The 13,164-nt window shown below is 72.5% G+C and carries 15 protein-coding genes; 2 read left to right on the top strand and 13 right to left on the bottom strand.

Features of this window, described 5'->3' with window-relative positions; translation table 11 throughout:
* Positions 1-117: 117 nt before the first annotated feature.
* From ACFQBR_RS20470 to ACFQBR_RS20455, 4 genes are all read right to left on the bottom strand, one after another.
* Positions 118-204 carry a putative leader peptide gene (locus tag ACFQBR_RS20470; protein WP_352983320.1) on the bottom strand — a complete coding sequence of 29 codons (87 nt, stop codon included), beginning with the start codon at positions 202-204 and terminating at the stop codon, positions 118-120.
* Between the two features lie 93 nt (positions 205-297).
* The gene (locus ACFQBR_RS20465; RefSeq protein ID WP_267950222.1) at positions 298-624 is read right to left on the bottom strand and encodes a TlpA family protein disulfide reductase; all 327 of its coding nucleotides are present in this window, start codon (positions 622-624) and stop codon (positions 298-300) included.
* Between the two features lie 134 nt (positions 625-758).
* Positions 759-1,457: an LmeA family phospholipid-binding protein gene (locus tag ACFQBR_RS20460; protein WP_267947780.1), complete on the bottom strand. Its 699-nt coding sequence runs from the start codon at positions 1,455-1,457 to the stop codon at positions 759-761.
* 263 nt (positions 1,458-1,720) lie between these two features.
* The gene (locus tag ACFQBR_RS20455; protein WP_344176606.1) at positions 1,721-2,863 is read right to left on the bottom strand and encodes a putative quinol monooxygenase; all 1,143 of its coding nucleotides are present in this window, start codon (positions 2,861-2,863) and stop codon (positions 1,721-1,723) included.
* A 247-nt stretch (positions 2,864-3,110) separates the two neighbouring features.
* Between ACFQBR_RS20455 and ACFQBR_RS20450 the strand changes: the two genes are divergently transcribed.
* Entirely contained in the window at positions 3,111-3,908 is a 798-nt protein-coding gene (locus ACFQBR_RS20450; protein WP_267947778.1) for an HAD family hydrolase, read from the top strand.
* A 221-nt stretch (positions 3,909-4,129) separates the two neighbouring features.
* On the opposite strand, the gene ACFQBR_RS20445 is transcribed toward ACFQBR_RS20450, so the two are convergent.
* From ACFQBR_RS20445 to ACFQBR_RS20415, 7 genes are all read right to left on the bottom strand, one after another.
* The gene (locus ACFQBR_RS20445) at positions 4,130-5,065 is read right to left on the bottom strand and encodes an NAD-dependent epimerase/dehydratase family protein (protein ID WP_267947777.1); all 936 of its coding nucleotides are present in this window, start codon (positions 5,063-5,065) and stop codon (positions 4,130-4,132) included.
* 225 nt (positions 5,066-5,290) lie between these two features.
* Complete coding sequence (locus ACFQBR_RS20440) at positions 5,291-5,389, bottom strand: 30S ribosomal protein bS22 (RefSeq protein ID WP_017621272.1); 99 nt, start codon at positions 5,387-5,389, stop codon at positions 5,291-5,293.
* A gap of 224 nt (positions 5,390-5,613) precedes the next feature.
* Positions 5,614-6,249, bottom strand: coding sequence for a histidine phosphatase family protein (locus ACFQBR_RS20435; protein WP_267947776.1), 636 nt, complete (start codon positions 6,247-6,249; stop codon positions 5,614-5,616).
* A 43-nt stretch (positions 6,250-6,292) separates the two neighbouring features.
* Entirely contained in the window at positions 6,293-7,588 is a 1,296-nt protein-coding gene (gene hemL, locus ACFQBR_RS20430; RefSeq protein ID WP_344176609.1) for a glutamate-1-semialdehyde 2,1-aminomutase, read from the bottom strand.
* A gap of 53 nt (positions 7,589-7,641) precedes the next feature.
* The gene (locus tag ACFQBR_RS20425; protein ID WP_344176611.1) at positions 7,642-7,962 is read right to left on the bottom strand and encodes an RloB domain-containing protein; all 321 of its coding nucleotides are present in this window, start codon (positions 7,960-7,962) and stop codon (positions 7,642-7,644) included.
* Positions 7,963-8,204: 242 nt separating this feature from the next.
* Complete coding sequence (locus ACFQBR_RS20420) at positions 8,205-9,569, bottom strand: AAA family ATPase (protein ID WP_344176613.1); 1,365 nt, start codon at positions 9,567-9,569, stop codon at positions 8,205-8,207.
* Between the two features lie 232 nt (positions 9,570-9,801).
* Positions 9,802-10,473, bottom strand: coding sequence for a phosphatase PAP2 family protein (locus ACFQBR_RS20415; protein WP_344176615.1), 672 nt, complete (start codon positions 10,471-10,473; stop codon positions 9,802-9,804).
* Positions 10,474-10,726: 253 nt separating this feature from the next.
* Between ACFQBR_RS20415 and rraA the strand changes: the two genes are divergently transcribed.
* Positions 10,727-11,209 carry a ribonuclease E activity regulator RraA gene (gene rraA, locus ACFQBR_RS20410; RefSeq protein ID WP_344176618.1) on the top strand — a complete coding sequence of 161 codons (483 nt, stop codon included), beginning with the start codon at positions 10,727-10,729 and terminating at the stop codon, positions 11,207-11,209.
* Positions 11,210-11,292: 83 nt separating this feature from the next.
* Here rraA and ACFQBR_RS20405 read toward each other — a convergent pair whose 3' ends face one another.
* On the bottom strand, positions 11,293-12,063 hold the full coding sequence (locus tag ACFQBR_RS20405) for an ABC transporter (protein ID WP_344176620.1): 771 nt from the start codon (positions 12,061-12,063) through the stop codon (positions 11,293-11,295).
* On the bottom strand, positions 12,060-12,986 hold the full coding sequence (locus tag ACFQBR_RS20400; protein WP_267947769.1) for an ABC transporter ATP-binding protein: 927 nt from the start codon (positions 12,984-12,986) through the stop codon (positions 12,060-12,062). Before ACFQBR_RS20400 ends, ACFQBR_RS20405 begins: the two co-directional genes overlap by 4 nt.
* Positions 12,987-13,164 lie beyond the last annotated feature (178 nt).

Here is a 13,164-nt window from a genome sequence, read left to right as displayed (position 1 = left end):
GGACAGCGGTTGAGCACTGCCCGCGAGGGTCGGCCTGCATGGTGTGTCGTCCCCTGCTGCGTACACGGTGGAAGGCCAGTCGCACGGAGGGAGCGGGGGCCGGGAAGCCCGTCCGCCCTAGGGACACAGACAGAGCGCGGCGGCGACGCGGCAGAAGTCCACTGCCCGTCGCTTCGTCAGATACGCGCTCGTCAAGGAAGTCACGTTCTAGACGCTACAGTCCCCGTGACGCGTTTGTCACGCGTGGGGTAGATCACAGGGGGAACGTTCGCGCCGGGGCGTACGGGGACCCACCGATCAGCGGACGGCCCGGCCGAGCGCGGCGATGACGTCCGCCTTGCGCGGCTGGCCGCCGGCCCGGCGCACGATCCGGCCCCCGGCGTCGAGGACGAGGACCGTGGGGGTGCCCGCGACGTCGAGCCTGCGGACGAGGTCGAGCCGGGCCTCGGCGTCGATCTCCACGTGGGCGACGCCGTCGACCATCCCGGCGACCTCGCCGAGGACCCGCCGGGTGGCGCGGCAGGGCTGGCAGAAGGCGCTGGAGAACTGGACGAGCGTGGCCCGCTCGCCCAGTTCGGCGCCGATCTCGTCGGAGGTCAGCGCGTCGGCCGCACCGGGCCGCACCGCGGCGGGCCGGTCCCCCGGCGTGCCCTCGCCCCGTGTCGTCACCGCTCCGTCCTCCTCCTGGTGTGCCGTCGGCGCGCCCCGCGCCGTGCGTTCCCGGCGGCGCCCGGAACCCCGCCGCCGGGTGCGGGCCGTCAGGCCGCGTCGGCCCCCATCAGGGGGACGTCGGACCCGGTGCCGGTGATCCGCAGCCCGGTGGAGGTGGGCTCCATGTCGGTGACGGCCAGGCCGAAGGGGAGGGCGGGCGCCTGCGCGCTGAAGGTGAGGGAACCGGAGACCAGGCCGCTGACGTCGCCCGGGACACCGTCGACCTGGATGTCGTCGGGGGTGAAGGACAGCGTGTCGCCGTCCACGCCGAACTCCCCGCCCGCGTTGACCGAGGTGCTCAGGCCGAGCTCCGGGAGGGCGAGCTCACCGGTGATCCGGGGCTGCCCGTTCTCCGTCGTGATGGTGATGCCCTCGGGCAGGTAGGCGTTGAAGTAGGAGTAGGGGACGACGGCCGAGCCGTCCAGCTGCCCCGCGACCACACTGGGCTGGTCGAGCATGTCCGCCAGGGGCGCCCGCACGCCGGCGGCGGTCGCGTCGATCTGCTCGAGGGTGACGCCGTTGAGGGTGGCGGTGTCGGCGGTGATGCGGATCTCGGAGTACTCGCCCCCGAACACCTGCGGCAGGAACGCCCAGCCCTCGATCTCGACGGTCGGCTCCTCCGCCATCTGGAGCTGCTGTGCGAGCTGGCGCGCCACGGCGCTCTGCGCGAAGCTGCGTCCCCCGACGTCGGCCGCCACCACGAGGGCGACCAGGAGGATCAGGAGGACGACAAGAAATTTACGCATCGGGAATCCCAGCACACTTTCTTTCGCTCCGGCGCGCCTCTCGGCTGGGCTGTCCGGCCGGTCTCGGTCACACGCCATCGGTGCCCGACGGGCACCGGTCAGGAGAAACCTGTAGGGAAGGGTACTTCACCCGGGGTTGGACGCCGGGGCCCCTCGACCGGTTCGGCGTTCCGGGGAGAAGACACCGGTTCGAGACCTCCCCTGGTGGGGGCCAGGGGCCGCACCGCCGTCCGCCCTTGCCATGCGGGCCTTGAAGGCACAGGTCAGCGGGGCATCAGCAGGCCGGCGAGGCCGTCGCTGGCCGAGGCGCCCGCCAGGGAGAGTTCGATCACGTTGGTGGCGACGACGTGGTTCGCGCCGATCCGGGCGAACTCCACGACGTGCGGCTGCTGCTCGTGCTCCTCCTGCGCCAGCTCGTCCCGGTAGATCGCGTAGACGATGCGCTGCGAGGGCGCGCTGGGAACCGTGTGGCAGGCGAACAGCAGGGTGTCCGGCTCACGCTCGGCGACCTGGGCGACGACGGCGTCGGCGAGGCGGTCGAAGCCCGGGCCCTGGCCGTCGGCGAGCGTGTAGATCGTGATGACGCCGCGCAGCTTGGCGGGCGGGGCCTGCCGGGTCGGCGGACCGTCGTAGTAGTCGTCGTAGGGGTCGGCGTTGCGACGCTTGCGGCGCACGGGCTCCTCCGGGAGTTCGTCTTCGGTGTCCTCGGCCACGTCGTCGTAGTCGTCGTAGTAGTCGTCATCGTCGTAGGGGTCGCGGCGAGGGCGCGCGACCATCGCGGCGGCGCACCACAGGGCCGCGACCGCGCCGAGCATCAGCAGGGGCCCGACGAGGCCGAGCCCGAACCGGCCGACCAGCACCGCGAGCACCGTGGCGAGGGAGACCAGGCCGAGCACCGCCAGGTCGGCGTTGCGGTGGGCGGAGGCGCGCCTGGCCACCGCGGCGACCGCGGTGACCAGCAGGACGGCGGCGACGACCTGTGTGACGTTGACGAGCGAGCGCGGGATGAGGTCGTAGTGGTCGCCCAGGGCGGGGAAGGTGTCGCCGAACCGGGTGCTCACCCGGTCGACGGACAGCACCACCAGGGGAACGATGGTGAACGCGCTCAGCAGCAGCCGCGAGGTGAACACGCCGCGGGGAGATCGGACGCCGTACTCGAAGGCGCCCCAGGCCATGTAGAGCGGCCCGAGGAGGCTGATACCGATCTGGAGCAGCCGGAAGGTGAGTTCGCCGAAGTCGAACATCGCCCCGATCACGGCCGCGCTGAGGCCCACCGTCATCCCCAGTGCCGCGACGAGCCACCCGATCGCGGCCACACCGGGACGGCGTTGGGCGTACGCGGCGAGCGCGGCGGTGGCGCTCCAGCCCACCAACGCGCTTATGAATGCCAGTCCTACCGTCACCATCCCGACAATGATGCTGCACGCCAACGGGTGGATGTGCACTTTGACCAGAATGGCGGGGGCAGTTTCGGGGAAGATCCCGCAGAGTGGGGCCCACAACAGGGATTTACACTGTGAGCTTCATCACCTGGTTTGTCACCGCATCCCAGCGGCCCCGCACGACCCGCGGGTGGTCGTAGGCTCGCACTACGCGGGGCTCGCCACCCCGACACCGGAGGGCCGCCTCCCCCACCCAAGCCAGGAGAGAACCGTGTCATACGACGCCGTGTCCCCGACTCCGGTCGGTCCGGGGGCCGCCTTCTTCGACGTGGACAACACCCTGATGCGGGGCGCCTCGATCTACCACTTCGCCCGGGGCCTGGCGGCCCGCGACCTGTTCACCACGCGCGACCTGATGCGTTTCGCGTGGGGGCAGACGGTCTTCAGGGTCACCGGGAGCGAACAGCCCGAGCACATCAACGCCGCGCGCGAGGCCGCCCTGGCGTTCGTCGCCGGCCACGACCTGGCCGACCTGGTCACCCTCTGCGAGGAGATCTACGACGACACCATGGCCGACCGGATCTGGGAGGGCACGCGCGCGCTGGTGCAGCGCCACCTCGACGCCGGCGAACCGGTGTGGCTGGTCACCGCCACCCCGGTGGAGCTCGCGCAGATCATCGGGCGGCGGCTCGGCCTGACCGGCGCCCTCGGCACCGAGGCGGAGAGCGTCGACGGCGTGTACACGGGACGGCTCAACGGTGACCTCCTGCACGGGCCCGCCAAGGCCGTGGCGGTGCGCGCGCTCGCCCGCAAGGAGGGCTGGGACCTGGCCGCGTGCTCGGCCTACAGCGACTCCTCCAACGACCTGCCGCTGCTGTCCCTCGTGGGACGGCCCCACGCGGTCAACCCCGACGGGGACCTGCGCCGGTACGCGCGCACGCACGGTTGGCCGGTCCACGACTTCCGGCGGCACCGGGCCGCGCTGAAGGTGGCGGTCCCCGCGGCGGTGGCGGGCGCGGTGGCGGGCGCGGTCGCCATGCGCGCGGTCAGACAGCGCAGAGCGGTCTGAGGCGAAGCGGGAGGCCCGCGGCCGGGCGGGACCGCGCGTCACGGCCCCCGGAGGCGTCCACGACGGCCTGCGCGCGGCGGGCACGGGCCGCAACGGGGTCGCGGGGACCGCGGCTGCACGCCCAGGGCGGCGGGGCCGCGGGCCGGGAACCGCTCGGGGCCGGAACGGCGGGGGTCGGCGGGTCCCGTGCGGAACGGGCGCGGACACCGTGAGAGGGGGGCTCAGCGCCCCAGCGTGGCCCGGGCGAGCGCGAGCACGTGGACCGGGCGCAGTCCGTGCCGCGGCGAGGACGACGCGCGGCTGTGCGCGTAGGACTCGAAGGCCTCGGCGGAGGAGTACGCGGGGGACCAGTCCAGCACCCGCTCCAGGGAGTCGGAGTCCATCCCCGCGGTGTGCAGTCCCGCGTGGACGGCACGCGTCGTGCTGGAGCTCGCGTAGCCGATGCGGCCGTGCTTGGCCAGGCCGCTCAGCACCTTGAGGCCGCGGGCGGGGACCGGCAGCCGCTGGCCGCCGACGCGGCGCAGGCACTGCGAGAGCGGCACGGGATCGGCTCCGGCCACGTCGAAGAAGCCGGTCCCGTCGCTGAGCGCCATGCGCACCAGCGCCTCGGCGCCGTCGTCCTCGTGCAGGAAGCGCACCCGCGGGTCGTTGCCGAGCACCGTGGGCACGAGGCGCGAGTCGAGGTAGCGGGTGAGGGGGGTGTCGGCCGAGGGGCCGATGAGGTTGGCGAACCTCAGGAGGGCCACCGAGAGGTCGGGGCGGCGGCGCTGGAGGCCGCGCGTGTGGCGCTCGACCTCGGCCGCGTCGTCGGCGTCGAGGGTGGCGCTGGAGCGCACCACCAGGCGCCGGACGGAGGTGGAGCGCTGGGCCGCGCCCAGCACCCGCATCGTCCCCAGGAGGTTGTCCTCCCGGTTCGGGGCGCCCTCGGTGTCCAGCCCGAGGTGCAGCACCAGCTCGGCACCGGAGTCGGTGACGATCCGGTCGAGGCTCCCGTCGTGCAGGTCGACATGGGCGTACTCGATACCCCGCGTGTCCTGGGGCGGCGGCGACGAGTCGGCGCCGATCACCCGGCGGACACCGGGCTCCTCGCTCAGGGTCTGCGCGACCCTGGCGGCAAGGGGGCTGGACACCCCGGTGACGAGTACGACACGAGCCATGGCGACACGTTCCTTGGAAGGAGACGGGAGCTGTTCCGGGAGGTCCGCGGACCGTTCACCACGAGGGTGAACCGGCGACCGCGACCCGTGAGACACAACAGCGCCTCACCCAGAAAATTCCATTGCGGCGGCAAAGCGCGCGCAAAGGGGGAAGGTGTCTCCGCGTCCGGGGCGAACCGGGGGCACGCCCACGCCCGCGGAGAGACGACTTCGCCGCGACCGTTCCTACTTCTTGTTGCGACGCGCGATACGCGTGCGCTTGAGCAGCTTGCGGTGCTTCTTCTTCGCCATCCGCTTGCGACGCTTCTTGATGACGGAACCCATGGGATCACCTTCTCGCTCACGATGAGTACGGACATGCCGAACCGCTGGGCGGTGAAAACCGGCAAGGGGTTCGGATGCGGCTGCTGGGCCCGCTGGCACCGACGCGCTCAGGGCGCGGGGTGGCCGATGCGACCGGGGCGTGCCCCGGGAAGGCCGAACGCCGGAAAAGCGCACGCCTACCGCACCCGAAGCACCAGCTTACCGCTACGGGTACGCGCTCCGTGTCACGCCCCGGGCACCGACGGCTCGTCGCGGTACAACTCGGCGGCCGGCTCGGCGTAACTGACGCTGGCCAGCCGCTGGTCGGCGAAGGTCAGGGACGTGACGCTCGCCAGATTGCACTCGCGCAGGTCCGGCCGGTGCCAGAGCCTCTTCGCCTCGGCGGCGCGGCGGACCATCCAGATCGGCAGCTGGTGGCTGACGAGCACCGTCTCGCGCCCCCAGGCCGCACGGCGGGCGACCTTGACGGCGGAGACCATCCGGGTGACGATCTCGGAGTACGGCTCCCCCCAGGACGGCAGGAACGGGTTGTAGACGCGGCTGAACACGCGGGGGTCGCGCATCGACCTCCGGGACAGCGCCATCCCCTCGAACTTGTTGGCCGACTCGATGAGCCGGTCGTCGAGGGTGACCGGGAGGCCGAGCATCTTCTGGAGCGGGACGGCTGTCTCCTGGGTCCGGTCCAGCGGGGAGGAGAACAGCGCGGCGATGTCGTGGCCCTCGAACCACTCCGCGGCCATCTCGGCCATCTGCCGGCCCCGCTCGCTCAGGTGGAAGTCGGGAAGCCTTCCGTAGAGCACCTTGTCCGGGTTGTACACCTCTCCGTGCCGCAGCAGGTGCACGACGGTCGTCGTCGTCATCGTGTGAGTCTTTCTTTCGGGGTCATGGGGCGGACCGCGGGGATCAGCCCTGGGCCTCTGCCGCTGCCTGGGCCGCTCGGGGCAGTGCCGAGACCACCCTGTCCACGGCCGCCTCGTCGTGCGCGGCGGAGAAGAACCAGGCCTCGAAGGCCGCGGGGGGCAGGTACACGCCCTGGTCGAGCATCGCGTGGAAGAACGCGGCGAACACGCCCGTGTCCGTGGTGCGGGCGCTGTCGAAGTCGACGGCCTCCCGGTCGGTGAAGAACACCGTGAAGAGGTTGCCGCCGCCCTGGACCCGGTGGACGACCCCGGCGGCGTCGAGCGCCCCGGAGACCTCCGCCCGCACCTGCGCGGACACGCGGTCGATGTGCTCGTACACCTCGGGGGTCGCGCCGCGCAGGGTGGCGAGCCCGGCCGCGGTGGCGAGGGGGTTCCCGGAGAGGGTGCCCGCCTGGTACACGGGGCCCCCGGGGGCCAGCCGGTCCATGATCTCGGCCCGTCCGCCGAACGCCGCGGCGGGCAGGCCGCCCCCCATGACCTTGCCGAAGGTCATCAGGTCGGGGGCGACGCCCTCCAGGCCGTACCACCCGGACGCGCTGACGCGGAATCCGGTCAGGACCTCGTCGAGGATCAGCAGGGCGCCGTTGGCGTGCGCGATCTCCTTGAGGCGGGCGTTGAACCCGGCCCGGGGCGGGACCACGCCCATGTTGGCGGGGCAGGCCTCCGCGATGACGCAGGCGATGTCGTCGCCGTGCTCGGCGAACGCCCGCTCGACGGCCTCGGCGTCGTTGTAGGGCAGCACCAGGGTGTCGGCCGCGCTGGCGCCGGTCACGCCCGGGGAGTCGGGGAGCGCGAACGTCGCGAGACCGGAGCCGGCGGCGGCCAGGAGCGCGTCGACGTGGCCGTGGTAGTTGCCCGCGAACTTGACGATCTTGCTGCGGCCGGTGAATCCCCGCGCGAGGCGGATCGCGGACATGGTCGCCTCGGTGCCGGAGTTGACCAGGCGGACCTTCTCCACGGGGGTGCGGCCGACGATCAGCTCGGCGAGCTCGACCTCGCCCGGCGTCGGCGCCCCGTAGGACGTCCCCGCGTCGACCGCCGTGTGGAGGGCGTCCACGACGGCGGGGGCGGCGTGCCCGAGGATCAGCGGTCCCCACGAGCACACCAGGTCGACGTACCGGCGGCCGTCGGAGTCGGTGAGGTAGGGGCCCTCGCCCCGGACGAAGAAGGGCGGGGTGCCGCCGACCGCGCCGAAGGCGCGCACGGGCGAGTTCACGCCACCGGGAACGACGGCGGCTGCCCGCTCGAAGAGCTCTGCTGAAGTCTGTTGAGTACCCACCTCACCAGTGTGTCAGCTGTGCCCGGTCACGGAACCGTGACCCGCCTCCGAGGTCAGGGGCGTAGGACGGCCCCGACGAGGAGATGGACCCGCGTCCCCGGATCTCCCCCGGGCGGAAGGCGTTCCGCCCGCGCACAGGCGTCGCGGAGTCCGTCCGAGAAGTCCTCGAAGCGCGTCCCGCCCTTGCTCCACCGGGGCAGGGGCGCCTTCAGCGCTCCCGCGGCCCGGGCCCCGTCGACGAGCGCGGACCGGTGGTCCTTGAAATGGAGGATGAGCCAGGTCTCGAACGTGGGGGTGGAGTGGGCGGCCTCGACCCCGGAGCGCCGGGCCTCCGCGACGAGGGAGGCGACGTCCTCTCCGTCGGTGTCGAACACGGCAGATCTGCGTGTACTCGTCCCGTCCTGCCTCGGCCGCGCTCCGCACCACGATTTCGCGCTGGGGATGCTTGGACCTGCGCACGTGCAGCGTGTGCATGTGCACGTCGGGGTGCCTCTTCATGCCGTCGAAGTAGGCCTTCTCGGTCCCGCCCTCGCAGACGACGAGGTAGACGCGCCGTTCCTCCCGGTGGGGGCGGCGGCGTTCGAGCCCGGTCTCGCGCTCCCTCTGGCCCTCTTGCTCACCGGCGTGCCGCCCCTTCCCCGTCCTCGGCCGGGTGCCGTTCCCTCCTGGCGAGGGCCTCGCGGAACAGCTCGTCGTCCACGTCGGGGACGGCCCCGTAGCGCCCGGTGAGGTAGCGCCTGGCCCGGTTGTCGTCGCCCCTGGGCTTGAAGTCGCTGAGCGGGTAGAGGGACGTGCGGCCCTCGCCGTCCTTGTCCACGAACCAGATGTGGTCGCGCTTGAGGACCTCTGCTCCCCGGACCCGTCCGAGGAGTGCGGCGTCGTGGCTGGTGAAGACGAGCTGTGCGCCCGCGGGGTTCTGCTCCTCGTCCTGGAAGAGCGAGATCACCCGGGCGGAGAGGTAGGGGTGGAGGCTGGCGTCGATCTCGTCCACGACGAGTACCCCGCCACGCTCCAGGACGCGCTGGGCCTCGAAGCCGAGTGCGGCGAGGGCTCTGGTCCCCAGAGACTCCTCCTCCCATCGCAGGGGGCGGTCGGGGGCCGTGCCGCCGTGGTTGAACACAAGCGTCGGCGGAAGGTCCCTGCGGGGGCGTCTGCCCTGCGGTTCGACATCCCCGTCCTGGGCGAGCCGGGCCTTCAGCAGCTCACGGAAAATTCGCTCCGTAGAGGTGTCACGTGTTCCCTGCTGACGGCTCAGGGCCCGGTCGAGGAGGTCGATCGGTTCCTCCTCCCTGAGCTCGACGCTCCGGATACCGGTGTCGGCGGACCTCAGGAGGTCGGACAGAGCGTTCAGTGCGTCTTCGGGAACCCCACCGCGCCGCAGCCACAGGGGGCGTCCGGGAAGACGTTCCGCCGCGAAGACGAGGCGGTCGGAGAACCACCGGTAGACGGGTTCCACGACCTCGTTCGAGGCCCGGGCGGCGACGGTGAGGAAGAGGACGTTCTCCCCGGTGATCTCCGCGACCTGCCGCAGCTTCCCCGGAGCGTGCTCCCCGAACTCGAAGTCACTGCCCTCGCGCTCGAAGACGACCCGCTTGCGCTGTTTCGGATAGCTGTAGAGCCACTCCTCGGCCACCCTCCGGTCGTCGATCGCGAAACCGTAGGTGTACCGGACTCCGTCGGCCTCGAGATCGACCACGAACGTCGTGGGCTCTCCCCGGGCCCCGCCCAGGGCGAAGGGATGGCGCCGCATCCCCGCTCCCGGCTCGTTGTCCCGCATCGACCAGCGAACCGTGTCGCGCATCAGCGAGAGGGAGTCCAGGATGTTGGACTTGCCGGAGGCGTTGGCGCCGAAGATCCCCGCGACGGTGGAGGCCTCCCAACCGGCCTTCTCGGGGCGGGCGTCGTCGTAGACGGGGGTGAGGAGGAGTTGCTGCTCGTCCCGGATGGACTTGTGGTTCTCGACGCGGAAACTCAGCAGCATCGTGGCCTTCTCCCCCGTTTTTCAGTGGCTCGACCGCGTTCTGCGTGGAATACCCACACACGCCAAGCATGCCACGACCCCGTGGCCGCGAACATGGACCCCGTCGACGGGCGCGGCTCCCCCGCTTCGGGGGCCGGGCGCCGTCCGCCCCCAGGGGTTCTCCGCCCCTGGCCCGGCCCCCGGGCACACGTGTGCCCCGTCCCGGGGCGGGACGGGGCACGGTGAGGAAGGGTCAGGAGCGCGCGTAGGTGTTGCCGGACGCCGGCTCCGCGGGCGGTTCGGCGCCGTCGGCGGCGGCGCCCTCGGCCCGGACGAGGGGGCGGAGGCGCTCGGTGGCGGCGATGCGGTCGACGACCGCGGTCATCGGGCGGGCCATGGCGAGGGAGGCGAGGGTGGCGACGGCGGCGCCGACGAGCAGGCCGACGGTGACGTCGTGGGGGTAGTGGGCACCGACGAAGACCCGGGAGAAGGCCTCGAGGACGGCGAACACCACGGCGACGACGGCGAAGCGGCGCCAGGCGACGACGACGGCCGCGGCGGCGGCGCCGGCGATGGCGGCGTGGTTGCTGGGGAACGACCAGTCGCCGATGGGGTCGCAGGTGGCGATGGTGGTCAGGTCGGTCATGGCCTGGCAGGGCCGCAACTGCTCGAAGAACGACTTGACGGTGCGGCTGACGGCGTAGGCGACGACGGTGGCGACGGGGGCGAACAGCGCCAGGCCGACCGCGCGGGAGCTGTGGGACCTGGCGCGCCACCAGGCGGCGAGGAAGAGCACCGCGAACACGCCGAGGAAGAGGTCGGTGCCCAGGTAGGCGGCCTGCTGGACCCAGGGGTCGAGGCCGGCGGTGAACTCGATCACGGCCCGGGACCAGGCGGCACTGACGGCGAAGATCTCGGAGACCATCTCTCTCCAGAAGAAGTCGTACGGGGAGGGTCGCGCGCGAGCAGGGGGAAGGGCCGGGCGACGTCCGGTCGGCGGGTGACGGGACTCCCACGAGGTGATGACGGGAAGGTCCTTATCCTGTCATCAACTTCGACCGTTCAGGGCCGGAGAGGCGGCCCCACAGACGAAAGAGACGTTCCGGACCGACGAAAGAACTCCGGGCGCCGGCGGGTAGCTTCGACGGTGCCCGCCCACGACCCGAACCGGAGCCGACATGACCCCCGACTTCTCCACCGCGGACCTCGTCGACGACCACGGCGACACCCTGCGCAGCTGTTCCACGCAGTTCCGCCGGTACGGCGGGCGGGCGGTCTTCTCGGGCCGCATCCGCACCGTCAAGTGCCACGAGGACAACGGCCTGGTCAAGCAGGTCCTCAACACCCCTGGTGAGGGGGCGGTACTGGTCGTGGACGGCGGCGGCTCGCTCCGGTCCGCACTGATGGGCGACATGATCGCCGCGGCGGCCGTGGAGAACGCGTGGGCCGGCGTCGTCATCCTCGGCGCGGTGCGCGACACCAGGGCCCTCGGCGGTCTCGACCTGGGGGTCAAGGCCCTGGGATCCAACCCCCGCAAGTCCGCGAAGGACGGCGCGGGGCGCCTCGACGTGCCGGTGGCCTTCGGCGACGTCGTGTTCGTCCCGGGCGAGTGGCTCTACAGCGACGAGGACGGGATCGTGGTGAACGCCACGGAGATCTAGGACGCCCCCGGGCCCAACAGGACGCCGACGGAGGGGGTCCGTCCGATGACCCCCTCCGCCGGTTTCTCCCGGCGCCCCTCCCCTCAGACCTCCCGGGCGCCGAACCCGCGCACGGCCAGTGCGAGGAGGGCGGCGGTCCCCACGAGGGTGCTGACCACGGCGGGCAGGAAGTCGGTGACCGGCGCACCGTCGGGCAGGGCGGCCTGCGCGGCGAAGAGGGTGGTGGGCGACCACTCCCCCACCACCGGCAGCTGGCCCAGCAGGACGAGCAGGACCAGTGCGGCCACGGAGAACCCGACCGTGGGCAGGAGGCCGCCGGCCCGACCGGCGACCAGCGCCGTCACCGCGACGGCGAACACCAGGAACAGCCCCGTGAACAGCGCGCCCGCGAGGGTGGCCCCGAGGGGGAGCTCCCCGATCAGCAGCAGCGTGGTCGCCCAGGCGGCCACGGCGCCGGCCGTGTACGCGGCGACGGCGGCCATCGCGGGGACCGCGAAGCGCGGCAGCACCAGCGCGGCGGGACCGGGGACCCGGACCCGGTAGAACGTCGAGCGGCCGACGCTGCCGTCCAGCGCCAGGGCGCCCGCGGCCACCAGGAGCACGAACAGCACGCCGAGGATCTGCGCGTTCTCCACGTAGGAGCCGAGCGCGGCGACCGGGGTGGCCTCCGGCATGAGGTCCGCCATGCCGGTCTGGACCCCCTCCACACCCTCCATGGCCGCCAGCAGGTCGGGCAGGAGGAACACCAGGACCGGCGAGGCCGCCCCGAAGAAGACGAAGAACGCCATGAGCCCGGCGAGGGTGTGGGTGCGCGTCATGCGCCGGATCTCGTTGCGGTAGAGCGCGGTGTTCATCGGGTGCTCCCGTCGGTGGCGTCCGTCGAGGTGAGGGAGAGGAAGGCCGACTCCAGGTCGGCCTCGTAGCCGTTCATGGAGACCAGCGGGACGCCGTGCTCCACGAGCGTGCGCGGGATGCCGGTCTCCCCGTGCTCGGCGGCGACGGCCTCGACGAAGACGAGGTCGGGTTCGGCCTCGACGGGGGTCGCCCGGGTCACCCACGGTTCGGCGGAGAGGAGCTCCACGACCTCCCGGGCCGTGCCGCGGACCCGCACGTGCCAGGCGCTGGGGCGTCCGCGGTCGGCGATGTCGGCGACGGGCCCCTGGTAGACCACACGCCCCCGGACCAGGACGGCGACGTCGTCGCACACCCTCTGCACGTCGCCGAGCAGGTGGCTGGCCAGGATGACCGTGCAGTGCTCGCGGAGGGAGCGGATGAGGGCGAGCACGTCCACCCGCCCCCGCGGGTCCAGCCCGGAGGCGGGCTCGTCCAGGATGAGCACCTCGGGCCGGCAGACCAGTGCGGCGGCGAGTCCCAGCCGCTGCCGCATGCCCCGGGAGAAGCGGGCGTTGCGGCGGTGCGCGGCCTCCGTGAGCCCGACCCGTTCCAGGGCGAGGGCCGCGTCCTCCGGGGTGACCGGGACCCCGGCGGCCTCGGCGCTGAGGACGACGACCTCGGCGGCGGTGAGCCAGGGCTCGAAGTCCGGGACGTCGGGGCAGAGCAGGACCCGTCCGCCCGCGGTGTCCACGCGCACGTTCCCGCTCCCCGCCCTCCTGAGCCCGGCGAGGACGGAGAGGAGCGTGGTCTTTCCGGCCCCGTTGGGGCCGACGAGTCCGAAAACGGTTCCGCGCGGAACGGAGAGGTCGACGTCGAAGACTCCCGCGCCGTTTCCGTAGTCCCTGGTGAGTTTCTCGGTGGTGATCACAGGCGTGCCGTTCATCGGCGTCCGTGTGTCCTTTCGGGGTCGGGTCGGAATCGGGTGCGGAGCGCGGCGGCGCCCGCGACCCCCGTCCGCGCTGCGGGGACGGTCGGGGCGTCGGGTGAGGTCAGCGGCGGATCCGGCACGGTCGGCGCGCCGGCGTACCGCGAGGTCCCGTCCGCCGGAAAGGCGGTGTCCA

The sequence above is a fragment of the Nocardiopsis tropica genome, assembly GCF_042660575.1.
GTDB lineage: Bacteria > Actinomycetota > Actinomycetes > Streptosporangiales > Streptosporangiaceae > Nocardiopsis > Nocardiopsis tropica.
Note: the sequence above shows the minus strand (reverse complement) of the source record. Positions and strands in the feature narration are given on the sequence as shown.